This window comes from Paenibacillus sp. FSL L8-0502, from assembly GCF_038593055.1.
Classification (GTDB): domain Bacteria; phylum Bacillota; class Bacilli; order Paenibacillales; family Paenibacillaceae; genus Paenibacillus; species Paenibacillus polymyxa_D.
Window position 1 is genome coordinate 4,062,750 of record NZ_CP151958.1, and the last position, 24,340, is coordinate 4,087,089.

Consider the following 24,340-nt stretch of genomic DNA (forward strand, 5'->3'; position numbering starts at 1 on the left):
AAACAGCGCTCTCCTACTGTGGCCTCTGCCGTTAAGTGAGAATAGCGCTGTTTTATTGTAATCTAGTTTATTAAGTTACATTACTTAATTACATTACTTAATTACATTTTTCAGAACATCGTCAATCATTTGACTGTTTGCGATTGTACCTGTATACAACCAGCTGGAATCCTTGCCAAAATCGTATACATGGCCTTCTTTAACGGCTGGAATTCCCGCCCATACAGGATCTTTTACAATATCTTCTTTACTTACGTTTTTGCTGTTCACGATAAAGACATAATCCGCATCCAGCTCGGCCAGCTTCTCCAGCGATAAATTACTCCAGTTCGCCTTAGCCGTTTTGGAAATCTCCTGTACGACTTGTGGAATCTTGAATCCCAAATCCTTATACAATACATCACCGCTGGATAGATTCTGGTTTACGACATACACGTTTTTATCCGTTACCCACAATGCCGCCGCAGCTTTTTGTCCCACTGTCTGACTCAGCTTGGCTTTAGCCTCTGCTGCTTTTTTGTCGTAGTTGCTCAATGCCTGCTTCGCTTCATTGCTCTTATTTAGCACCTCACCCACGGTCAGCAGCTCTTGACGCCAATCATTGTTCATATTACTGCCTACCACGTAGGTTGGAGCAATTTTAGAGTATTGATTATATTTGTCGCCTTCCACCATGCTCGCACTGTCCATAATGATCAAATCAGGCTTGAAGTTCAGAACCGCCTCAAACGGAAGATCAGAAGCGATGGTAGGAACGTCCTTCAGTTCTTTTTGCAGGTAAGCTTGAACTGAATTTTTACCTACCGACCATTGAGCTACGGGTTTAACGCCTAGGGCAACCAGATGATCCTCCAGATAAGAAGCGATCACTCGCTGAGGCTGAGCCGGAATCTTCACCTCATGCCCAAGTGCATCCTTCAGCACCCTTTCCTGTGATGTTGGTTCCGTCGATGTATTATTAGTCCCTTGGGAAGCGACATCGGTTGCCGTAGGACTGGATGCGCCTGAGCACGCGCTGAGCAGCAGGGTAAAACTAAGTAATAAAATAAATGCCATGGAATGCTTTGCGTTTCTATTCATTTGTAAAATCCCTTCATCATAATTTTGATAATGATTATTATCCTCAATAACAGTATGCAGGGCGCCACTTATCGAATCAATGGAACATTCGGACATGCTTAATGGATTATCCAGACGAGTTTCTCTCACAAAAGCAGATGAATACAGGCTGTCCCGGTAATGCACCGGGGATACACCCGTATATTTTTTGAATGCCCGGCTAAAGAAATAGACATCCGGGTACCCCACACTGGTAGCGATATCCTGTAAAGTCGCATCCGTTTTCCGCAAAAGCTCCTTCGCCTTGTCCATTCGCAGTTGAATTAAGTACATAATCGGGCTACAATCCGTTTGTTTTTTAAATAACCGGGTCAAATGTCTCGGACTGCATTCCAACAATCCGGCCAAACGTTCCAGCGTTATGGACTCCGCGTAATGATCCTGCATAAATCGAATGGCCTGTGTCACGATATCCCGCGCAGAAGTTCGAGCCTTCGGTTCCTGCAATTGCCGCATACATTCATATGCAAAATCATAGAATCGACCCTGAGCCTGAATCTTGGATAGCGCCTCTTGATCCTGCCATGCGTACTCCAGTAGTTGCAGCTTTTGATACAGTATAACCGGATAAGGCGGTACAAAACCATGAGCTATCGAAGGATGATTATACACCGTATGTCCTGATAGAGAAGTCGCTTTATATAGTACAAGGATATATTCAATTCCACATTGCGAGGGTTTCATATTCAGTTCAAAGCCTTTGCTGCCATGCAGTACGTACCCTGAATGTGGCGTATCCTTCCAATCACCATCCAAACGCACGCTACCCTGCAATACAAATACAAAAGCCTGCGCTGGAAGACGATACGGTTGAAGCAACTCTTCTGGCTCCAATCGAATATGCCGGACATCCATGACACGGATCGACGAGTGGAGCCATAAGGGCAGCAGCTCGTTCAGCTCGTCAGCCTCATGCTCCTTACTCGTCCCGGTGTGGGAACCTGTCTGCTTTTTCCGGTCCTGCTTCACTTATCAAGGCCTCCGCTTCATAAATATCATACTTTTTTCCCAAACCAACCTCATTATATATCATAAAGACAGAGTGATATCGATAATAAAACAATCATCAACGATATCATTCTGCCTCTGTTTCTACATTTTGTCCTCTATCGATTTCAATCTCCCTACCAGATCCTATTTCTTTCATTTCCTAATTGGATATTTTCATGTAGTATAAGTCTAATTGAAGTAAGCCTGTTTGGGCCATGCTGAAGCTATACATTATATGAAGGAGGATTTCATATTGAAATCAAATGAAGCAACTTTGCACAAAAAGCTGCTCCCACGGCATATTACCTTTATGGCTATGGGCGGAGTCATCGGGACGGGTATTTTTAAAGGAAGCACCGAAACGATTAGCTTGGCGGGACCAGGAGTTATTTTATCCTATGTCTTCGCAGGACTCCTGCTCTTGGTCGTTATGGGCGCAATTGCCGAGATGGCTACCGTCTATCCCAACATGAATATGAAGGATTTTATTCGCAAAGCTTTTGGAGAACGACTGTCCTTTATTATCGGCTGGTTGTATTGCTTCATGTGGCTGGCCGTCTGTATCATTGAGGTCATTGCTGCGGGTAGCTTCCTGCAATATTGGTTGCCAGATGTCCCTCTATGGGTACTCAGTTTAGTCAGTGCGGCTTTCATTATTGTCGTCAACATGCTGAGTGTCGGCGGTTTAGGAGAACTGGAATTTTGGCTTGCGGGTATTAAGATAGCCATGATTATTATCTTCATCGCCTTGGGTGGCTGTATACTGTTCGGGATTATTCACACGGAAACTCCACCTTATCTAAGCAACTATGTGCAGCACGGCGGATTTCTACCCAATGGCTGGTTGGCTATCTTTTCAGCGCTGCTGGTCGTTACCTTTTCATACGGAGGGTCCGAGCTGATTGGACTGACGTTGACGGAGACAGAAAACCCGGAAAAGGTGCTGCCTAAAGTGGTTAAAAGCTTCATTCTTCGCGTTGTTCTGTTCTACACGTTGCCCATTCTCATTATTTGTGGCTTGATTCCCTGGAACCAACTGGATACGAATACCAGTCCGTTTGTACAGGTATTGTCTTCTGTAGGGCTTCAAGGCTCGGCTCATGTCATGAACTTTATTCTGATCACTGCTGTACTGTCTGCCGCCAATTCGGGGATTTACGGGGCTACACGTATGCTGCATTCGTTGGCGGTCAATGGAGAAGGTCCTAAATCACTCGCTCGCGTATCTTCTAATGGGGTTCCAGTGAATAGTCTCAAATTCTGCGCTGTAGTCCTGATTGTCGGTTCCATGGTTGCTTATATCGCTCAGGACGGGCTGTTCCGTATTTTGATGGCTGTACCTGGCTTTGTCGTGCTGCTCGTCTGGAGCTGCATTTGTCTGTCCCAATTGAAATTGCGCAAATCTTATCCAGTGGAGCCTACTTTCAAGATATGGGGATTCCCTTATGTAACGGCAGTTACAGTAGGATGTCTATGGGTCATTGCGTTCCTGTTCTTGCTTGACCCGCAAAATCGCATCAGCATTAGCGTGTGCGTGGCGTTCATGGCATTTCTGATCATCTGGTCGTTAGTGAAGTTCCGGAGAAAGCAGGCGTAAGCAGCACATGATTCAATCGTACCTGTTTCCTGTTTCATATGCCTTTCTTGCGTTTCCTTTTGCTGCGTTATTGTTCACACTGCCATTCCTAATCGTGCAATATCGCAGGTATGGCTATATTCACAAGGCTAGAGCATGGCTGCTTTACTTGATGCTTTTATACTTGATGAACGCCTTTTTTCTGGTCATACTCCCGCTTCCGGCATCGCGTCATAATGCTGCATTAGCCGGGGGAGCGTTGCAGTTAATGCCCTTGCAATTCGTGCAAGACATTATAAGAGAAACATCCGTCTCACCCGCCCATCTCTCCAGCTATGTTCATTTGCTGAAGGAGCGTGCTTTTCTGCAAGTCGTTTTTAACGTTGTGATGACTGTGCCTTTCGGTATGTTCTTACGTTATTATTTCCGTGCACGATGGGGATGGTGTCTGATTTTGTCCTTTATCCTCTCCCTCTTCTTTGAAGTGACACAGTTGACAGGACTGTATGGATTTTTTGACCATGCGTATCGCGTGTTCGATGTGGACGATCTGATGGCTAACACATTGGGCGGTATGCTGGGCTTTCTGCTCGGCGAATGGTTCTCACGCTTCCTTCCCCGTTTGGAACATCTGGACAAGCACTTGGACATTACGACCAAACGGGTGTCCTATACGAGACGAGGAGTAGCCTATTTAGTGGATTCTATCCTTTGGGCAGGGTTGCTCAGCATTATGGAGTCCATGCATGTATCTGCTGCTTTCTGGGTTTCCAGTGGAATTTACTTTATGGTGGTTCCTTACCTGACAAATGGACGAACTCCGGGGAAGTGGCTGGTACGCATTCATCTGATAGGGAGAGGAAAAAGAGTTGCCCTGTGGGAGCTCATTAAGCGCTACAGTCTCTTGTATTGGTTGTATTTTGGACTTAATTACGTACTAGGTGGATCTGTACTGGGATCTCATCTGTCTCCTTGGATAAATGTTATGATCAGCCTTGTGCTGTTGGTGATGAACGGATGGTTCTTTTTCCATCTAGTCATACGCCTATTCAAGAAAGCACCGTTATTTTATGAGGAGCTTAGTCATACTTCGCACCAGATTATATGGCCCAAGCGCTACCATCCTACTCAGAATGACCCCGCTGACCCAACACAGACGTCGGGAGCGAATATAGTACAAAAATAACCAGAGGATCGACACGTCATCAAGCCCCGGATCTGCATTGCATCCTGGCGAATAAAAAAACAGGCGAAGCAAAGGGATGTGCCTTTGCTCCGCCTGTTTTTATTTTGCGTATATTTTTATGTTGCATATAGATATAACTTAACTTATTTCCACTGTGCAATTTGATCAATAGGTAAACGTGTGGAAGGATGACCATCGTTGATTCCTTTACCCATGGAAATGAGCATAACAGGGACATAACGATCTTTGTCCAGACCAAAGGCTTCAGCAATTTGATCCTTCTCATAACCGCCGATAGCGTTGGTGTCGTATCCATGAGCGCGCGCCACCAGCATAAGCTGCATGGATACCAAACCACCGTCGATCAAGACCGTTTCTTTGTTCACAACGGGATCAAGCGCTGCAAAGTGAGCTGCTACTTTTTCCTGTTGCATTTCTTTAATGTCTTTTGGCATATAGCCCAGTTCTACAGCTTCTCCGAAAATTTGTTCGAAATTATCAAAGTTGTTCAAATCTCCAAACACAGCGATCACTGCCGAAGATGTCTCCACTTGACGTTGGTTGAAACGGGCCAATGGTGCCAGTGTGGCTTTACCTTCAGGGCTGTCAATGACGAGGAAACGCCAAGGTTGCAGGTTAATGGAAGATGGTGCGCGTGTAGCTTCTGTCAAAATCTCTGTCATTTCCTCACGGCTGATCTTCACGGACGGATCGTATACTTTTACAGAACGGCGTCCCAGGGCGATTTCTTTAAAATCATTCGTTTTTACCGTACTGGATGTATTCGTATTATTCATTCCAATCTCTCCTTAACCCTCTGTGGGTATAGTAATGTTAAAAAAAATGTTGTCAGTCCATATCGGATATATGACTATTCATCACTTGCAGCATATCAGCTAGTTGGTGCCGCTGGGTCTCGTCGAAGCTCTGTAGCAGCTGAGCTACAAATTGCGAGCGCTCCTGCTTAAAGATGACAATGCGTGCACGCCCATAATCGGTCAGGCTTACCAAGGTAACCCTGTTGTCCTCTGGCTTCGTGCGTCGTGTGACCATTTCTGTCGCTTCCAGTTGTTTCAAATGGCGCGTTACGGCTGCAGCATCAATGCCAACCTCTTTTTGCAGCAGAGTTTGACTAATCTCCTGCACTTGATACAACTTGCATAATAGCTGCAATCTGGATGCACTGACTCCTGCACAACGCTCAAACTTGGAGCTAATCTGCTTGTTCAGCAACAACAGCATGTCAAAAATATACTCAGGCTCGGATGGTGTCTGGGTGATATCAATCTCTCCTCCCTTAAGCATATCGCTGAGTTTCACGATCCAACCTTTGATCCATCAATTATTGATCTATCAAGTAATATACATCCTCTTTAAAAATAAATCAAGTCCCTGAGAAAAATAAAGTGCTCTTTGCAAATAAAAGCTGAGCGACTCGCACAAGAGCCGCTCAGCTTCAATTCAACTTTATTATGTTCCGTTGTGCTAAATAATTCCGTGTGACAGCATTGCGTCAGCCACACGCACAAATCCTGCGATATTGGCTCCGACAACCAGATTGCCCGGCACACCGTATTCCTCAGCCGCCTTTACGCTGTTAGCATAGATATTTTTCATAATATCATGCAGCTTGGCATCCACTTCCTCAAAGGTCCAAGACAGACGCATGCTGTTTTGTGACATTTCGAGCGCCGACACGGCTACTCCGCCTGCATTGGCAGCCTTGGCTGGCCCAAACAGAACTCCATTGTCCAAAAACACTTCAATGGCCTGTAACGAGGATGGCATATTGGCACCTTCGCCTATAGCTTCTACGCCATTGCTTACCAGCAACTGAGCTGCTTGCTCGTCAATTTCATTCTGAGTGGCGCATGGCAGTGCGATGTCGCATGGGATCGACCAGATCCCCGAACAGCCTTCTGTATAGATTGCGCCTGGACGCTCTTGCGTATACTCGCTAATCCGCAGACGGTTCACTTCTTTCAGCTGCTTCACCAGCTGCAGATCGATACCGTCTGGATCATAGATGTAGCCATTCGAGTCACTACATGCCACGACTGTAGCACCGAGCTGCTGTGCTTTTTCAATCGCATAAATGGATACATTCCCCGATCCCGACACGACGACGCGCTTTCCTTCAAAGGACGATCCCTGAGCCTGCAGCATCTCGTTTACAAAATACACACAACCGTAGCCGGTCGCTTCCGTACGTGTGAGACTGCCTCCGTAATGAATCCCTTTCCCCGTCAGAACGCCGCCTTCATGTCCTCCACGAATCCGTTTGTATTGTCCAAACATGTACCCGATCTCGCGGCCACCTACGCCAATATCCCCTGCCGGAACGTCGGCATCTGGACCAATATATTTATACAACTCCGTCATGAAGCTTTGTGTAAAACGCATCACTTCGTTATCTGATTTCCCTTTGGGATCAAAATCCGAGCCGCCTTTACCACCACCGATGGGAAGACCCGTCAATGCATTTTTGAAAATCTGCTCAAAACCCAAAAACTTGACGATTCCGAGATATACAGACGGATGGAAGCGAAGTCCACCTTTATAAGGCCCTATCGCACTGTTAAACTGCACACGGAAGCCACGGTTGACCTGTACAACCCCCGCATCATCCACCCAAGGTACTCGGAAGGTAATGACTCGCTCCGGCTCCACTAGCCGTTCCAAAAGCCCCTGCTGCATATACTTAGGGTGCTTAGCCAATACCGGAATTAGCGAATCCAATATTTCCTTGACGGCCTGATGGAATTCATTCTCATGAGGATTGCGCGCGATAACCTTCTCAAAAACGGACTGCACATATTCGGCTGCTGCTTGTTGACTCTGCTCTGGACGGATCATGGTCATTACTTAATACACCCCTTTTATAATTAGCCCCTCTGTTAAATGACGGAACGACTTGATTCTGCACCTTCGAGAGTGGAACCTTATGTATTCATAAAATTTAGTTAACTATACATGATTTTTTATAATAATACAGCAAATTCGTCTATAAAAGATTTTTGTATCCTTCATTAAATAACTCTATGAATCTCTCATTGCCTGTTAGTTTCCTGAAGCTAAATCCCTTGATTTACGGGCTTTTTTCACGATTTCTAAGGCCCTAACACCTTACTCTATATGGCATTATAATGTGAACAAATTCAAACTAATACATACATCATATCTGGAAAATATGGATATAAAAAAGGAGGCTGCGCACAGGGCGTAGCCTCTTTTCCCATTCTGTTACACATAAAAGGCTCCAAGCTGACGCACAATTTCTGCTTCGTCATGCTCTACCACCTGCTGATGCTGCGATTTCGAGAACAATTGTTCAATTTGCGCCGGGAACTCCTGCTTGATGTCCACCAGACGGATCGCTTCATCGAATTTGGCCGGATGTGCTGTTGCAAAGGTCACACATACTTCGTCTGCGCCATTATACGCCTCATACGCGGCAATACCACAAGCTGTATGCGGGTCGAGCAAATAATCGTACTCGGCTTTGTATTTTTTGATCAGCTCCAGACACTGCTCATTGGAAGCACCGAGCGCTTCAAAATCCTGCTGCACCCGTTTCAAATCCTCTGCACCGATCACAATCCGTCCCTCGGTTTTGAGGTTATTCATGTATTCAGATACCTTGGCCGCATCCTCCTCGAGGAAGTAGTACAGGTATCTTTCGAAATTGCTTGCCACCTGAATGTCCATGGAAGGACTGTATGTGCTTTTGAAATCGCCCGGTTGGTATTCGCCAGTCTTCACGAAGCGCTCCAAAATATTATTTTCGTTCGTGGCAATGATCAGCTTATGGATGGGCAGACCCATTTTCTTCGCAAGAAAGCCGGAAAAGATATTGCCAAAGTTGCCGGATGGCACGCTGACATTGATCTTCTTCGTACCCGCAGACTCCTGTGCCCGGAAATAAGCATAGAAGTAATATACGGTTTGCGCCAAAATGCGCACAAAGTTAATTGAGTTAATCGCCCGCAAATGATGTTTGGCTTTGAAATCCAGATCGGCAAACAGGTCCTTAATGACCTTTTGACAATCATCAAAGTTCCCTTTTACGGACAGATTCAGTACATTCTCATCGTCTACCGTCGTCATTTGCAGCTCTTGTACCTTGCTCACCTTTTGGTGTGGGTGCAAAATACAGATTTTAATTCCTTCCTTGCCGCGCACGCCCTGAATCGCTGCTGCCCCGGTATCGCCCGAGGTTGCACCCAAAATGTGAATGATTTCATTCTGCTTTTTGGACACGTAGGAATAAAATTCCCCCATGAATTGTAGCGCCACATCCTTGAACGCGAACGTAGGCCCGTGGAACAGCTCCAAAATAGATAGGGAATCGTTGATCTTCTTCACTGGCGTAACTTCTGGATGGCGGAAGCTTGCATAACTGCGCTCTACCAGCTGCTCCAAATCTTCACGAGGAATCTCATCATTGATATACAGCGCAAAAACTTCCAGCAGCAGCTCTCTGTAGCTCAATGTCGCCCATTGCTCCAAAGTAGCTGCCGACACGGTCGGAATCTGCTCCGGTACCATTAGACCTCCATCGTCAGCTAACCCCATGAGCACAGTATCAATAAATCCCTTGGCTTCTACTCGACCTCTAGTGCTTATATATCTCATATACATCCCCCAATAAAAATTCAATTCGAACCTTTTTTCGAATATATTATTGTCTATAATACCCTGTCGCGGTGCTGTAACCAAGCCTTTTTTTCATATTTTAAAGACTTTCTCCTACTTTACCATACCCCGATGCATCAGGCATCTATCATTGCTAGACAATCAGAACGTCAGGAACAGGTCGTAAGTCTGAAAAAAAGCAGGCTGCTTCAGCCATTAGGAGCCTGAAATCGAGAGTGCAGCCAGCTTGAGCGAAGGAGATGTGCAGCTTCCTGTAAAACGCAAATCGTTGCCCACTTCCTCTACCTGCTGTAGTACGTCAAAGAAGTTGCCCGATACGGTAATTTGATTAACCGCTCTGACCACTTGCCCCTGCTCAATCCAGTAGCCCAGACAAGCCAGCGAAAAATTACCGGACGCCGTATTCGTACCTGCATGCAGCCCTTGCAGCTCAACGATCATCAGCCCGCGATCCATCTTGCGAATCATGTCTTCCAACGAAGACGCGCCTGGAGCCACGTACAGATTATGATACGACACCCCGATTTTACCGTTATAGCTGCCTTTGGAAGCATGAGAGGTACTCTCCACCCCAGCCTTACGGGCCGTCTTGCGGTTATGGAAATACGTCCGCAGTTCTCCATCCTTGATGATCTCGTTGCGGCGGGTCGCACTGCCTTCCGCGTCAAACGTGCTGCCTACCGGAACATTCTCCATTAGCGGATCATCAATCAGTGTGATATGTTCGCTTGCCACCTTTTGCCCCAGCTTCCCAGCCAAGCGTGAAAAGCCTTTATCCACCGATTCGGCTGAAAATACCGACGTATAGGCAGCCAGCAATTGCGCGGCTGCATCATGGCGGAAAATGACCGGATAGTTATCCGATTGGATCGTGTGCGCACCCAGCTTGGAAACAGCCTCTTTCACGGCTCTATGCGCCACATCCGCAATATCGATCTCTTCCACGCTCCGCAGCGAATAATCATGCCAGCCCCCGGTAACGGTCTCACCTTGGTCTGCTGCAATCACATACACATAAGCGGTCGCCAGACTTTTGTGACGATGGCAGTGCAGTCCTTTGGTATTCACAATCAGGACTTCATTCTCACGAATGCTGACCGAGCAATGTCGAGCCATCACAATCCGTGGGTCTGCGGCAAGCGCTGTACGCTCCATTTCCAGCGCCGCTTCGATCAGAATCTCAGGAGCCGTGTCAGCAAGCGTTGAGGCATAGGCAGGCTGCTCAGGGTAGCTCTCAGAGCCTGCAAACAGCTCATCCTGCTCCTCGCTCTCCAATATGTCCGCGTTACTACGTGCTTCCTCCAATAAAAAGTCGATCACATCCAGTTCAAGCTTTTCCGTAGAGGCGTAGCCCATTTTGCCGTTAATGACACCACGGAAGGAAAGTCCACCGTTTTCAACGATGGTATATTGGTCAATCTCTCCCTTTAGCACCTTTACCGAGGTAGAACGTCCATTTACATAGTAGATTTCCATATCCGCGTAGCCCATTTCCCGGCCTTTGGCGAACAATGCTTCCTGAAATTGCTGAATATTCATCGCCTATTCCCCCTTCCGTCCGCCGACGGTCATCTCGGACACGCGAATTGTCGGCTGTCCGCAGTTGACCGGAAGACTTCCGCTGACCGAGCCGCACATCCCCTGACCATGATCCAGATTGTTGCCGACCTTATCAATATTTTGTAGGGTTTCAATCCCTTTGCCGATTAGCGTTGCGCCTTTGACCGGCTCGGCAATTTTGCCGTTGCGAATCATGTATGCCTCTTCAACCGCAAAATTAAACTCGCTCGTCGAGGTGTTCACCGAACCACCGCCCAGCGATTTGGCATAGATCCCGTACTCCGTATTGGCAATGATCTCTTCACGCGTCGAATCCCCGTTCGCAATAAACGTATTGTTCATACGGGATGCAGGCGCAAATTTATAGGATTGTCTTCGTCCTGACCCTGTCGCAGGTACACCCATCTGGCGCGAGCCCATGCGGTCAATCAGATATCCTTTTAAAATGCCGTTCTCGATCAATACGTTGCGCTGTGTTGGTGCCCCTTCATCATCGATATTGAGCGAGCCCCATGCATTCGGAATCGTTCCATCATCTATAGCCGTGACGAGCGGTGAAGCCACCTGCTGCCCGATTTTATTGGCAAACACGGAGGTTCCATGCGCCACCGCCGTAGATTCCAGCCCATGCCCACACGCCTCGTGGAAAAGAACGCCGCCAAAGCCATTCTCAATCACGACAGGCAGTCTGCCGCTAGGCGCATATCCCGCTTTGACCATTGTGGACGCAATCCGAGCGGCGTGTCTGGCATTTTCTTCGATATTCAGATTCTCCAGAAATTCAGTCCCAGCATACGCTCCCGGTCCACGGAACCCGGATTGTCTATGCTCCCCATGAGTCGCAATCGCGCTTATTCTCATGCGGGTATACGTACGGGTATCCTCCACCAGCAGCCCGTTGCTATTGGCGATCAAGACGTTCTGGATCGAGTTGCTAATCCCAACAGAGGTTTGCGTGATGGAAGGGTCATATTGGCTTGCCGCCTTATGCGCCCGTCTCATCATGTCGATCTTGGCACGTTTCTGCGAACCGTCAGGGATGATCGCAATTGGATGTTGGTTAGGGATCGCATGGGGATGGAGGGTAATGGTGTGTGTACCTGGCGTTCCACCACCGCGAATAGCCTTGGCAGCCGATTTGGCCAGTCGAATCAGGCTCTGTTCGCTCATATCGCTGGTGTACGCATACACCGAAAAACGCTCCTTTATGATCCGAATACCAATCCCAAAATCTCGGCCTGACAGCGCCGTATCCACGACGCCCCCGGTCATGCCCAGTTGTCCATTGGTACGGTCCTCGACGAACACCTCTGCAAAATCCCCGCCCGTCTCCAACGCGGCTTGCAGCATATCCTGAATCTGTGTTGGATGTATCATCACGTTCCTCCTCATTTTTGCCATGTTTCATATTGTACGTCTAAGCGATCAAGATCATATGCGGGTTCATGTTTATTTCCCATAACTTTACTATACATGATGTTGGGAGTGGGTGTAACTATCTGGGTGGCAAGTGTTGGGTGGAGCTTGAAGATTTATTCGCGGGGATGGGGGGATTGAAATGAAAAAACCTGATCAGACCTTGAAAGGTCATGTCAGGTTAGCTTGAGTTGCTTGATTACTGGTTGGATTGAGCACGTATGTGCATGTAAGGACGCTACGTGGACGGATCATTCTTCCGATCGCTCCGCTTCTTCAGAACGATTCCGTCCCCTCCACTGCTATGCTTAGGTTTGCTTCATTTTGTTTCAATCTCTAACTGATTAGTTAAAATACTTTTCTCTAAACGGATATAGTACAAAACATGGTTTAGTTCAATTTCCGTTGAGTGTAAATAATAAGCCGCTTCCTTAACTGAATCCATGCTCAACGCTCCTGCTTTGGCAGCAATAATGTTAAACGCATCTCCAAGTAATTTAATACAAGTTTGAATCCTCGCTGTGTATTGCTTTTCAAGTTCTACTAACTTTTCATACTCTGCTACCATGTCACTCTGAGAAGTCAAAATATTCCCCACCTTTTGGTACGTGTATGAGTACCAGTTTTACAAAAATTATATGTTACGTTTATGCGTATCGTCAAGAAAAATTTGTAAAATAAGGTGGGAACCCTAATGGCAAAGAAAGTAATTGTGAAAATAAACGAAATTACGAGAAAACATAATATTTCCTTGAGAGAACTCTCACGTTTATCTGATGTACGACACGCTGCTCTAAGCGAACTTCAATCTGGGAAACGTGAGAGCATCAATTTTAATCATATCGAAAGAATAGCCGAAGCTATGAACATTGAAGATATTCGGGAAATTATTGATCTGGTTGAGATAAAGGAGAACTAAAGAATTAAATGTTTTTAAACAGGAGCCATTTACTTAGTCCTAGTATAAATGACAAAAAAGTAAGACTATATAAATGGCCTGTTAAGCATAAGTAGAAGCTATTTATTGAGAAACTGCTTTTTGAAATCCTATTAAATAGTAGCTTGCGGTAATAGTAATCGTGAAAAAGTGAAGCCTTGAATCGAATACAAGTATCAGCAACCCATAACACTATTTAGCCAAATCTACAGTAGCATATTTTTGTAGCTTTGGTCTAAGTTGCTTCCAATTTTTTTTAATTACTCTATTATAATAAGCGATATCATAATCTTCTAAAGAATCGAAATTTTTATTTCCATTTATTTTGATAAAGTATTCATTAGCTTTCAATAAGGAATCGGTTGAGATTTCTTGTAAATAATCGTGATTTATCATATTTGGAAACACAATTCTTAAATTTTCTTCCATACAATCTACAGCTAATATACTTCTTATTAATGCCGGAAGATAGTTAGAAGTATGAGTATTAAATATACTTTTAGGAGTACCTTGATCCATAAGTAGGAACAAAAGATGAATAGAGGAAACGAACATTCTAATAAAGGTGGCGAAATCGTCAATATAGTTTGAAATAAATTTGTCTTGCGTTGTTAGTAGTAAAGTTCTTACAAGTTGGGCAATGGCAAAAGCGTCCGCATCCATTTCAATTGTTTGAAGGTCTAAAGTAGGTATGATATTCGAGTAATCTTCCCTTATCGGATCTATCATCTTTAATGAAGTAATAGAATGGATATATCCCAGATGACCATTTATGTGATGACCTGCTTCATGATTAATAATGAATTTGATTGCAAACATTGCCATGTATTCCGCTATAATTATCCTTTCTCTGTTTAATGGATAACTATAATTGTAAGAATACGGTATAGATTCATCATTATAAGTATAAATGTTCTGTATATTAATGTGGTCTTTAGATAAATGATCTAAAGATTCAATAATAGAAAAATTCGATAGTATATTATAAAACAATGTATAAATTCTAAGTATTGTTCCAACATTTATGCTAATCACTGATTTATTTTTTTCATACGATGCAGATCCGTTAATTGAAAATTTCTCTACATATTCAAATACTAAACCATTAGGGAATGGATAATGTTTATTAATATAATTTGTATAAGATTTGTAGTAATCAAATGCTATCATTTCTTTCCTTTCAAAGTCTTCTAGAGAGTATTTGGAGACTTGTCCAAATAAGAATAATTTTTTAATTTTACTTCCCATTTAATCATCTCTTCCTCCCGAAATACTACGATCAAACTCACTAAAAACTTTTTGTACTATGTTAGTCTCAAAATTTTCTTTCCTACAATATTTATTGTTTAGCAATAAATAAGGAATAGTTATACCAAATTCGTTCAAATAAACCAAAATTTCATAACATATAATAGCTCCATTTTGAATATTTAATTGCTTTAAAGTTTGATCTTCTGATCCACTACCTAAAAAATAATCAACATTATCAATTTTCAGAACCTCTGTAATTTCAGAATCATCAACAATTTGTTCTGAATAATGTTTAGTAAGATTCATTCTAGCTCTTAAGAGGATAATCAAATCCCTCACTGTATAATGTAAAGACACAGTTAATTCATATAGAGTGTCATGTTTTTTAGTATAAAAAAGTACATTAATATTATTACCTTTTAGAAGCAAACTTTGAAGATAATTTTTTTTATGTTTAGGTAAGTTAATTTGTGTGTTGAAATGATTAACAATACTCGTTTCAGGAATTCTTAACACGGTATTAAAATGGTGTTTTATCAAGGAATAGTATTTCTCACATAAGCCAATCCAGTAATCTTTGTCTCTTATTTCAACACCAGAATAGATATTTTTCAATTGATTTATTTGTGATCCAGTTAAATTAATATTCGTACAAATGACATACTTTTCCCAAAGTAATTCATCTTTTATTTTTAGAGCAGCTTCTAGAGAATCTTTGGCTTTTTTTATATTAAACTTTCCGCTATCTTGAATAACACATTTGCATTGATAAGCTATTTTTTCCTCCTCATAATAAAGGTCTACTCCAGACTCCGGAGGTGATCTTCTAAGAATATTATTTGTCCCCTTCTCAAGCTTTAGCAATTTCAAACAAATATTTTCCCACATATCAGAGAAATTATTTTCTTCAGGTATATTTAAAAACGGTGGATGTAAACGGAACATTATCATGAGTATCCCCTAAGTATAAGAATAATTTTTAATTAAGTTAAACACTTATGAATCTCTGTCACACGGTTCTTGCCATACAAATATACAGTGCTACAGGTTAGCTTTATTAGCATGATGATTCACCTTTAAATTCCTGCAAACATTTTCTCGGTTGGAGTATATCAATAACTCAATCTCTTTTTTTGCAAAACACAACTTTCCAAGCCTATCACCTTTGAAACATCAAGAGCATGAATATAAAAAAACAGACTCAAATTAAACCGATGTATAAAGATAATTCTTTATACGACAAATATGTTTTTTTGTATTTCATTTATTCTAGGACGTTATTTTTAATATTTCTTATATAGATAGACTTATAAAGGCAACAAAGATGCAATGTAATCCACCACAGGTATTCTAATTCAAATGAGTAGAACTGATCATAATCTAGAAGTCCATGAGCCATCCTATTCCTTAAATTGCTGCCGAATCTCTCAACTAAAAGTCCCTGCAAGTCAAAGGTTATATCCGCTGTCAAAAGATCTTCTAGCTCTGGTAGATATAATAAGGAATTTAAATTACGTTCATCTTGTATCCCCTGAGCATCTATTCCAGACACTAAATATCCTGATTCATAGAGGATATGCCTTATCGAATTCTCAAGTTGAGGGATTAAAAGATGAGAACTAATCAGAAATTCACCATTTATACCTTGCTGAAGTCCTTGAGCAAAAATCAATTCCCGACCTATTGGTACAAACGGGTTGTTATACACAATTGGATAAAAATCTTGAATTTTAACATAATGATCCAATGAAATTTTCTTTCTTGCAGGATCAACTAAGCCTTGTGTATGAAGAAAGCGGAAATATTGACCTTTCTTATACATCTCAACTCTTATCGCTGCTTCAACTTCTTCTGGGTTACTTGACGTCATCGATGGTTGACGTTCCATCACTTTACCCATTTCATTTACTGCAACAGAAGTGAAAAGATGTTGAAACATAAATTTCTTAGATGATTTTTCAACTTGTGTTCTTAAAATTGATTTATCTTGTGGCTTCCCAAGCGTACCCAAGGCAAACAATGCATCAATTAAATTTTTATTACTTACTATTTTCTCTGCTTCTTCTACATAATGACTTATATCAATTTTACCGCTCGATACCTCTATCAATTCCGAAACTGATTTTTTTTGATACCTGATTAACACTTTATGGATTTCGTCAATTCTACTTTTCGTATTTCCAGCTCTTCTCAACGCTTCAATTGCACTTATTAAATGATTTGAAGCCTTCGTATAAATAGGTTTTTCTCGGGAGATCTCATTTTCTGATTCCTTAACAAACGTTTCTGCTAAACAAATCAATTTTTTTCTTTCATTATCTTTATCTTTTCTTATATGGTGCCATCGAGCACAAATTCCCCAGTATGCTCTTGCTTTCGCCATATTATTATCATTTTCCGATTGTAACGCCATTGATTCTGACAAATTAGAATATTTTAGCGGATCACCTTCACGATATTGTATGAGTAATTCCATTAACGTTTCGGATAAATAGAAGGGATCGTTACCATTTAGTTTGTCTAGTGCTTTTTCAACTGTATCAATACTTGACTGATAAGGGGTATTCTTTCGTCCCAATAAAACAGCTATCTGCAAGGCTCTTTCTATTCTAGTGCAGCAACCCGTCCAGTCTTCTGGATCAATTAAATTCCAAAAAGATTCGAGGTACGAATTTACGGCTAAAGCAGCGATCTTAAAATCTCGTTTCATAACCCATAATATATCCGCTACTCTTGCTCTCATCTCAGCATTAATTATATTTTCAACAATTAAATCAAGTAGATTCAGATCAAACTCACTAAGATCTTCTAGATTTGCGCTCCTAGACTCATTTAAAATTACGGAAGAACTAAACGGTGCACTAGACATGTTGTTAGAATCAGTATCTAAATGGAATGAGGTAATCATCCCTAACAATTCATATACCTGATATTCCAATTTATTTTTTGCTTCTTTGGCTTCACGCGCTTTTTGATAAAATAAAGGATAATATGAGGTGCATTCTTTACTGTCAACAACAGAAATAACATTCTCCCAAAAGACACCATCAATATCTTGTTTATTGATATTTTCGGATAACAAAGGTTCGCCCTCCTATATTACACGATTCTTTTTCCACCTTTTTAGCCTATCAGCAAGCGCCACCCCATTAATCAGCCTAATGTTCAACCTATCCGCCGCCTCTTTAGCAGCCTTTGTAAAATTACTCGTCGTCACAATCCAAGCATCATAGCAACCATGTACCTGTTTACCAGCCTTGAGCCGGAGTACTATATCATTCCCGACATCACGCTTCCAGCGTTTACATTGAACAGCTATTTTATAGCCCTCTTTACCTTTGAGGATCAAATCAACTTCATGATCACCTGACCCACCAACTCGCTGTACTGAATAACCTTGATCTGTATAATAAAGCTCCATTAATCGTTCAAAATCTGTTCCTGATAGTGTATCTACATTAGCTTGGAGAATCTGTGCATCAGTTAGTTTTTTACTCGTTATTTTCCCTTTTGCCTTGCTTACCCCATTGTTCGTGCTAGCAGTTCTACTCCTACCAGTTTTTTTCGTACCAGCGACCTTACTTTTCTTTTTCTGTCGTTGCTTTCGTGTCCACATCGATCCAAATATTTCTCCAAGAATCACAGAGCCAAGTAAGATGCCAAAAAGGTACCCCCAATGTAGACCAGGTATTTTAAAATAAATAGTAAGACCGACTATAATAAATAACCCTCTCAATACATAAGCAGCTTGCCTGCCTTCTGCATAATAAGTTCTTGCCACTTACTTTCACCTCATTGGAATATCTCAATTTATATCAAAGGACTATATACCCACGACCAAGGAAATAAAAAAAGCCAAACCCCTATTAAATTCTGCATAAATCTTCTTTATTTCTTACACTATAGCATATTCATGGGGATATATGGAACAAAAAAAGCCCTTGAATAATACCAAGGACCTAATTCATTTCATCTTCTAATTTAAGAGAAGACTGAGATTATTTGTGTTCTGTAAAAAACAAGGAGTCGTTGATAACATATCAGTAATACATTATAGGATTGGTCAAAAATCTTTTTGCTCAACTGGTGGTTGAAAATTATAAAAAATCAAATATGAGGTTATTGTTCGTACCAACAAACTCAAATAGAATTGGATTACATAAAGGAGTGTGAGAATTTATGAAGGAAAAATTAGCAAGAAACATAAGCATATACCGCAAAGAAAGAGGACTTACACAAGAAGAACTCGCAAAAATACTTGGACTTTCATTTCAAGCCGTTTCCAAGTGGGAAATGCTTATACAATGCCTGATATATCGTTACTACCTCAGTTATCAAGAACTTTAGAAGTAAGCATAGACAAGCTTCTTGGGTATGTATCACAGGATAAAACGATTACCATTTACGAGGAAGAATATAAAACGCAAGAATATTACTGGGGTACTGCACCTAATAAAGTGTGTTATCAGGTTTTGCAGTTTATGCCCCCCAATAAACACATAAAATTATTGGATATTGGATGTGGTGAGGGAAAAGACGCCGTATTTTTTGCTAGAAATGGATATGATGTCACTGCATTTGATGTTTCGGACGCAGGTATAGAGAAAACTAAGAAACTTGCTGAAAAAATCGGTGTTCATGTTAATGTATTCAAGGCAGATATTTTAGATTATCGTTTGGATACACATTTTGACGTAATCTTTTCAAGTGGTGTCCTACACTACATAAAACCGGAATTCCGCAAAGAAATATTTGAAAATTATAAGCAGTATACAAATCCAAACGGCTTGCATATCTTTAATGTGTTTGTAAACAAGCCGTTTATTGCTCCACCACCTGAAAAAGAACCTAATGCATATAAGTGGTACTCTGGTGAACTGCTTACACATTATCACGACTGGTTCATTGAAGATAGTTCGGAAGTTATTTTCGACTGTAACTCGTCAGGCATTCCTCACAAACATGCCATGACTAAAATTATTGCACAAAAGATAACCTCATTAGGCTAAAGATGCTACTATTTTAAATCAACAAAAAGAGGGATTCTCCCCTCTTTACTTTTAAGCAAGTATATCGCTAATAATCTTCCGTACTAACAGCACATGGATTCCGCGTAACCAATTTATGTGAATAAAATATATTCCCGCACTCAACCCTAAAGACTTTTTTGAATGCAGGAACATATTCAAGTTGCTCTTAAACCCTCGTTCATCACTGCTTCCTATCTCGACATATTACGACCACGCACTCCACATGCCTTGAGTGTACAAAAATGATGACCCTAAGGCCTGATCGCCCCTTGGTGGAAAATCTATCGTTTATAGATCAGAGTCTTTATGTCTTTCTTTTTTTATTTTCTACTGAAAGTGTCCCTCCTGATCCATCTGCCCCAAGGCAGTCTTGGTTTTTCTGACTTTCTGACAATCCTGTCAAACATAAAACCAGTAAAATAATTTATTGCTCAACTACCCCAAAATCATCCACATAAACATATGCTGTACCAGGATTCTTGTAAGCATACACTGTTGCCCTGGTAGCGCCTGCTCCGGTTGTAAAAGGAATGTTTACCATTGTCCAGGATGTACTGTCAGATGTTGCGGATGCATCCGTTCCTTCAAAGCCATTAACGCCAATCTGAATCCGCTCTCCTATGTCTGCCTTAACCCAGGCGGTACACATATAGCTGGTATTAGGACTTAGCCCCGTAAGTACCTGCTCGATACCATCTTCTCCGGGTCCCAATCTAACACTCTTAGAGCCGCTTCTTGGTACCGATACACTTGCAGCAGTATCTGAATATGTTGCTGCCCATGGTGAGATTATCCCTTTCTCGAAATCAGATTGCCTTACGTTATTAACATAAAGTAAGCCGACACTCTCAAAAACCGGGTCCGGAGGTGAAGAAAAATCATGCCCGGCAGTCCAGTCAGTTCCACCGAACTCATATGCTCCAATATCCGGTGCCGCACCAACATAATCATTCGTGATTCCAGATATTACAACCCCTGCATTAATAGCTGGAGAAGTAGACTGCAACCTGAAATCATATGCTGTGGGATTCACAAATAACGGATTGGTTTCTGAGGTAATATTATTTCCCTCTATATGAGTACCAGGCAGTGTAAAGGTAGTAGTAAAGATATTGTTGAAAATTCTGTCGCCGTACATATCTGACTGAAAATTACTTCCCCAATATCCTACATTTCCGTTACTGTAGGTGGTATTGTTATAAATCAGGTTAAAATTACTGGGTGTATTCAATCTTATCCCTGTATAGTTTCCCCATACAACATTATGATGCACAATATAGCCCTTGCTACCGTTATCCAGATAGATACCAGTGCCGGAATAATTCTTTGCCAGATTATCATGGATGTAATTATGATGAATTACCGTCCCTTGCCCATCCCAGGCAAATTCATAGAGTATTCCGCAGTCTTTTGTCAGCTTTCCTGCATTGTACAGATTATTATATTGTATCTGGCTGTTTTGGGTAGGCATAAATATCAGATGACGCCCAGCGTTATATACCGTATTATGACTGATTAGATGGTTTGCCCCCAATAGATAGATTGCCGGAATATCCGCTGCCGAATAATTTGCTTCATGAATAAGATTATTAATTACCTTATTTCCTGTTCCCTCTATACTCACCAGATTACCGGAACTGTAGGTCAAAGTACTGTCTCTAAGCTCATTATTGGTACCGGACATAAATATCCCTGTACTGTATTGTCTGGTAACATCCGAATCATGACTGACATATTCCGCAATCATATTAGAAACTTTACAGTAATTAGAATTCGACATTTTAATGCTGGAGGCAAAGATATTAATTCCGGTAATATTTATGTAAGATCGGGAACTTAAATCAAATGCATAAGTCCGCTTCTTTGCTTCTACTGTCAAAGTATTCGGATCAACTCCACCAGGTGCCCATAAATAAAGTCTGCCAGTAATGCTGTCATAATACCATTCTCCCGCACTGTCAAGATCTTTAAGATTACCAGTAATATAATAGCTGTTACCGCCTGTCGCTGCAGTATCTATTTGATCAAAGGTAATGGAGCCGTCACTTGAACTGGTAATGGTACTTTTATAAGATTTGTAGCCTGTTCCCGGAACACTCCAAACCGTTTTGCCAACCCAGTATCCAGGTGGCTGAGTTAAGTCCCCATCCTTGATGGTTGTAGTGGAACCGGAATCAACTGTTGCATATGTTAAATTTAAGGGATCAAGTGTTGGTGAATTGGGCCATCTGGCTTCAAATTGCATTTGCTTATTAACAAATATCTGATTTTTTGTTCCAAGGGAACCCTTCATTTCCGCATAATAGATGGATCCGGAGTAATTTTTCCAGCCAGTAACCGGATCGGCACCGGATACCGTTACGTTCTCTCCTGTATAAGCCTCAAAGTTTATGGGTTTTGCAGAAGTTCCGGAAGTATGAAGTGTTACTGTTTCTCGGTATGTACCACCTCGTATGATGCAGGTATCTCCGGTTTTCATGGTATCTGCTGCCTTTTGTATGGTTTTCCATGGATTTGATAGTGTACCGGTTCCAGTGATGTCATTCCCCGTTGTAGAAACATAATATACGGAATTTGCCTTTACAGTTTCCACACCCAGATTAAAAGTAAATACATAAATCATCATAATTACAACTAAAAATCTAAAGCCTGTTCTCTTATTCATAGCTTACCTCCTGGAATGAATTCTATTTTTAGATACGGCTTCTATGCCTGGGCTTAAGTTCACTGCTAGGTATGTTCTAATATAGAAATTTGTGTATATATAAGCCCTTAATTATTTAATCGACTTATACCGACTTAAAGTTTATGATTCTTTCGGCGAAGCTTCTCCGATACTGAACCCATCCAGCCATTTCATTGACCATGCATGGTATTATTTTCTTTCCGAAATGGGTGCATGAGCATCCAGAGATTAAAGTACGCTATCAAATTGATTTCATCCCTCTGATGGAAGAATCGCGTGAAAAGTATGAGACTTATCCGAAGCATGTAGTTCCTGAATTCGCATATATTACTTTCATTGAAAATGCAGGTGTGAACAACGAGAAGTTGATTGCCCAGGCACCTTACGCGGGCATGACAGATGATATTCGTGCGGGTAAGTTGCAAGCATAGTCAATCAAGACGAATTGAACTGAAAAGCCTGAGCCTGTGTCTCATAACGTAAGACAAATTAAAACACCTACCAACCTGGTCATACCCTGTCTACTTGACAGGGGTATGACCAGATTGGTAGGTGCCCAGCATCTTTTTTAATGTTCTCTATAACCATCTAATCTCCATTGGCTATTCTTCTTTCTCTTTTTCATCATGAAGCATCATCTCTAATACAACATATACAAACTGTGCTCCGTCCTTCATGCCCTGTCAGTACAAAGCTTCATTCTCCAATGCTTGCTTGTAATGATGCTTATCCTCCCATTCCGAGAATTCAGGTCTGTTCACAATATCCATCTCAGAAAGTCTCTTCGGTAAGTTTAATCAATTTCTCCAGATCTTTAAATTTATCCAAGGGGTTCACCTTCCCTGCATCCGTATTTATTTAAAGTAATTGCACCACAGCAAGTTGATTGCACGTCACAGAAGGGAATAACCTTATTGAATGAGGAATTCTTACAGGTAGCGTACAAAGAAAAGAACGCCAAACTAGGGACGCTCTCTTGAATACTCACATTTTCAGTTAGATACATCGGATGTGTCCAACCACTTTAAATCCAAAAAAATCGAAACATTTATTTTGTTGTGCCATACCTTATTTCTATAGACTTTTCCCCAGCTCGTAAAGGACATAGGAAGCTACAATTAAGCACCTCTATATATCGACTCGACATAGCTTTACTACGGCCTCAACGTGTGTCGAGAGGATGAAACGGATTTACTTGAAATTAACTCGTTCCATTTTAAAAATAATAGTTCAATTTCCTTCTTTTTCTTTTTCAGCTAAGCTAGCATGCTCTCTTTTTAGCAAAGAATAATGATATTGATCGCATACCGAACCATCACTAAACCAGTAATGCTCTCGATAAGTCCCTTCCAGCTTAAAATGGAATTTTTCTAATCATTTTATAGAAGCTTGATTACATGCTGCAACCGTTGCATAAATTTTGTTCAACTCCAAATCCTTACGTTCAAAAATGGTATCTATAAATAGCTCTAGCAATACATTCGCATATCCTTGTTTTCTATGTTTTAGAGGCAAGTAGTATCCGATCTCGGCACTTTTATTTCGAGAATTATAGTCAAAAAGCTGTATCTTTCCTATCCGCTTATTACTGTTACTTTTATCAACCAAGATATATATTAATTGCCCATTTGCAAGCCTTTTCAGTACATTCTCTTTATAATTGTTATATGGAGGAAGTTCGATTATGGGTCGGCAAGTATGTTGCTCTTTTTCGGTTTTAGTAAGACTCCAATCATATAAGTCTGGTAAGTAATCTTCAATATTCCCACTATTTAAAAGCACAAGTCCCCTTATCATTCTATCACTCCATTATTTTTAAATTTAGATCGTTTGGACAGGCCACCATTTTGGTTTTAGGTAACTGATTTGCCAACACGAAAATGCATCATAATGGCAAACCATGTGGCGTATCACTATATTTCCATATTAACTC

General features: G+C 41.6%; 17 protein-coding genes and 2 pseudogenes. 5 read left to right on the forward strand and 14 right to left on the reverse strand.

Annotated elements, in window-relative coordinates; genetic code table 11:
• Nucleotides 1-93: 93 nt before the first annotated feature.
• Entirely contained in the window at nt 94-2,088 is a 1,995-nt protein-coding gene (locus tag NSQ57_RS17680; RefSeq protein ID WP_342425094.1) for an AraC family transcriptional regulator, read from the reverse strand.
• Nucleotides 2,089-2,362: 274 nt separating this feature from the next.
• Between NSQ57_RS17680 and NSQ57_RS17685 the strand changes: the two genes are divergently transcribed.
• Together NSQ57_RS17685 and NSQ57_RS17690 are read left to right on the forward strand one after the other, a co-directional pair.
• Entirely contained in the window at nt 2,363-3,706 is a 1,344-nt protein-coding gene (locus NSQ57_RS17685; protein WP_340956375.1) for an amino acid permease, read from the forward strand.
• A 7-nt stretch (nt 3,707-3,713) separates the two neighbouring features.
• Nucleotides 3,714-4,871, forward strand: a complete 1,158-nt coding sequence (locus tag NSQ57_RS17690; RefSeq protein ID WP_342425095.1) for a VanZ family protein — start codon at nt 3,714-3,716, stop codon at nt 4,869-4,871.
• Nucleotides 4,872-5,014: 143 nt separating this feature from the next.
• Here the strand turns inward: NSQ57_RS17690 and NSQ57_RS17695 are convergent, their stop codons facing one another.
• The 7 genes from NSQ57_RS17695 to NSQ57_RS17725 form a co-directional block, all read right to left on the reverse strand.
• Nucleotides 5,015-5,668 (reverse strand): nitroreductase family protein, encoded by a 654-nt coding sequence (locus NSQ57_RS17695; protein ID WP_069010473.1) that lies wholly within the window; start codon nt 5,666-5,668, stop codon nt 5,015-5,017.
• Between the two features lie 52 nt (nt 5,669-5,720).
• Nucleotides 5,721-6,113, reverse strand: a complete 393-nt coding sequence (locus NSQ57_RS17700; RefSeq protein ID WP_013311380.1) for a MarR family transcriptional regulator — start codon at nt 6,111-6,113, stop codon at nt 5,721-5,723.
• 243 nt (nt 6,114-6,356) lie between these two features.
• On the reverse strand, nt 6,357-7,733 hold the full coding sequence (gene gdhA / locus NSQ57_RS17705; protein WP_029515556.1) for an NADP-specific glutamate dehydrogenase: 1,377 nt from the start codon (nt 7,731-7,733) through the stop codon (nt 6,357-6,359).
• A gap of 381 nt (nt 7,734-8,114) precedes the next feature.
• Nucleotides 8,115-9,506 carry a threonine synthase gene (gene thrC, locus NSQ57_RS17710; protein WP_342425096.1) on the reverse strand — a complete coding sequence of 464 codons (1,392 nt, stop codon included), beginning with the start codon at nt 9,504-9,506 and terminating at the stop codon, nt 8,115-8,117.
• Between the two features lie 216 nt (nt 9,507-9,722).
• The gene (locus NSQ57_RS17715) at nt 9,723-11,066 is read right to left on the reverse strand and encodes a TldD/PmbA family protein (protein WP_342425097.1); all 1,344 of its coding nucleotides are present in this window, start codon (nt 11,064-11,066) and stop codon (nt 9,723-9,725) included.
• Between the two features lie 3 nt (nt 11,067-11,069).
• Nucleotides 11,070-12,464, reverse strand: coding sequence for a TldD/PmbA family protein (locus NSQ57_RS17720; RefSeq protein WP_342425098.1), 1,395 nt, complete (start codon nt 12,462-12,464; stop codon nt 11,070-11,072).
• Nucleotides 12,465-12,822: 358 nt separating this feature from the next.
• Nucleotides 12,823-13,089: a hypothetical protein gene (locus NSQ57_RS17725; RefSeq protein WP_052452895.1), complete on the reverse strand. Its 267-nt coding sequence runs from the start codon at nt 13,087-13,089 to the stop codon at nt 12,823-12,825.
• A gap of 108 nt (nt 13,090-13,197) precedes the next feature.
• Between NSQ57_RS17725 and NSQ57_RS17730 the strand changes: the two genes are divergently transcribed.
• Complete coding sequence (locus NSQ57_RS17730) at nt 13,198-13,422, forward strand: helix-turn-helix transcriptional regulator (RefSeq protein ID WP_165081852.1); 225 nt, start codon at nt 13,198-13,200, stop codon at nt 13,420-13,422.
• A gap of 210 nt (nt 13,423-13,632) precedes the next feature.
• On the opposite strand, the gene NSQ57_RS17735 is transcribed toward NSQ57_RS17730, so the two are convergent.
• The 4 genes from NSQ57_RS17735 to NSQ57_RS17750 form a co-directional block, all read right to left on the reverse strand.
• Nucleotides 13,633-14,688, reverse strand: a complete 1,056-nt coding sequence (locus NSQ57_RS17735; protein ID WP_342425099.1) for a hypothetical protein — start codon at nt 14,686-14,688, stop codon at nt 13,633-13,635.
• Nucleotides 14,689-15,636, reverse strand: coding sequence for a hypothetical protein (locus NSQ57_RS17740; protein ID WP_165081848.1), 948 nt, complete (start codon nt 15,634-15,636; stop codon nt 14,689-14,691).
• A gap of 319 nt (nt 15,637-15,955) precedes the next feature.
• Complete coding sequence (locus tag NSQ57_RS17745; RefSeq protein WP_342425100.1) at nt 15,956-17,773, reverse strand: DUF4209 domain-containing protein; 1,818 nt, start codon at nt 17,771-17,773, stop codon at nt 15,956-15,958.
• A 12-nt stretch (nt 17,774-17,785) separates the two neighbouring features.
• Nucleotides 17,786-18,472, reverse strand: a complete 687-nt coding sequence (locus NSQ57_RS17750) for a restriction endonuclease (protein WP_342425101.1) — start codon at nt 18,470-18,472, stop codon at nt 17,786-17,788.
• A gap of 398 nt (nt 18,473-18,870) precedes the next feature.
• On the opposite strand from NSQ57_RS17750, the pseudogene NSQ57_RS17755 reads away from it, so the two are divergent.
• Nucleotides 18,871-19,700 (forward strand): annotated as a pseudogene (locus tag NSQ57_RS17755) (methyltransferase domain-containing protein).
• A 445-nt stretch (nt 19,701-20,145) separates the two neighbouring features.
• On the opposite strand, the gene NSQ57_RS17760 reads toward NSQ57_RS17755, so the two are convergent.
• A complete protein-coding gene (locus tag NSQ57_RS17760; RefSeq protein WP_342425102.1) occupies nt 20,146-22,386 on the reverse strand; it encodes a right-handed parallel beta-helix repeat-containing protein in 2,241 nt (746 codons plus the stop codon).
• Between the two features lie 200 nt (nt 22,387-22,586).
• Here NSQ57_RS17760 and NSQ57_RS17765 point away from each other — a divergent pair.
• Nucleotides 22,587-22,838: pseudogene (locus NSQ57_RS17765) on the forward strand (phenolic acid decarboxylase); the annotation flags it as partial.
• 943 nt (nt 22,839-23,781) lie between these two features.
• Here NSQ57_RS17765 and NSQ57_RS17770 read toward each other — a convergent pair.
• Nucleotides 23,782-24,204 carry a GNAT family protein gene (locus NSQ57_RS17770; RefSeq protein ID WP_342425103.1) on the reverse strand — a complete coding sequence of 141 codons (423 nt, stop codon included), beginning with the start codon at nt 24,202-24,204 and terminating at the stop codon, nt 23,782-23,784.
• Nucleotides 24,205-24,340: the final 136 nt, after the last annotated feature.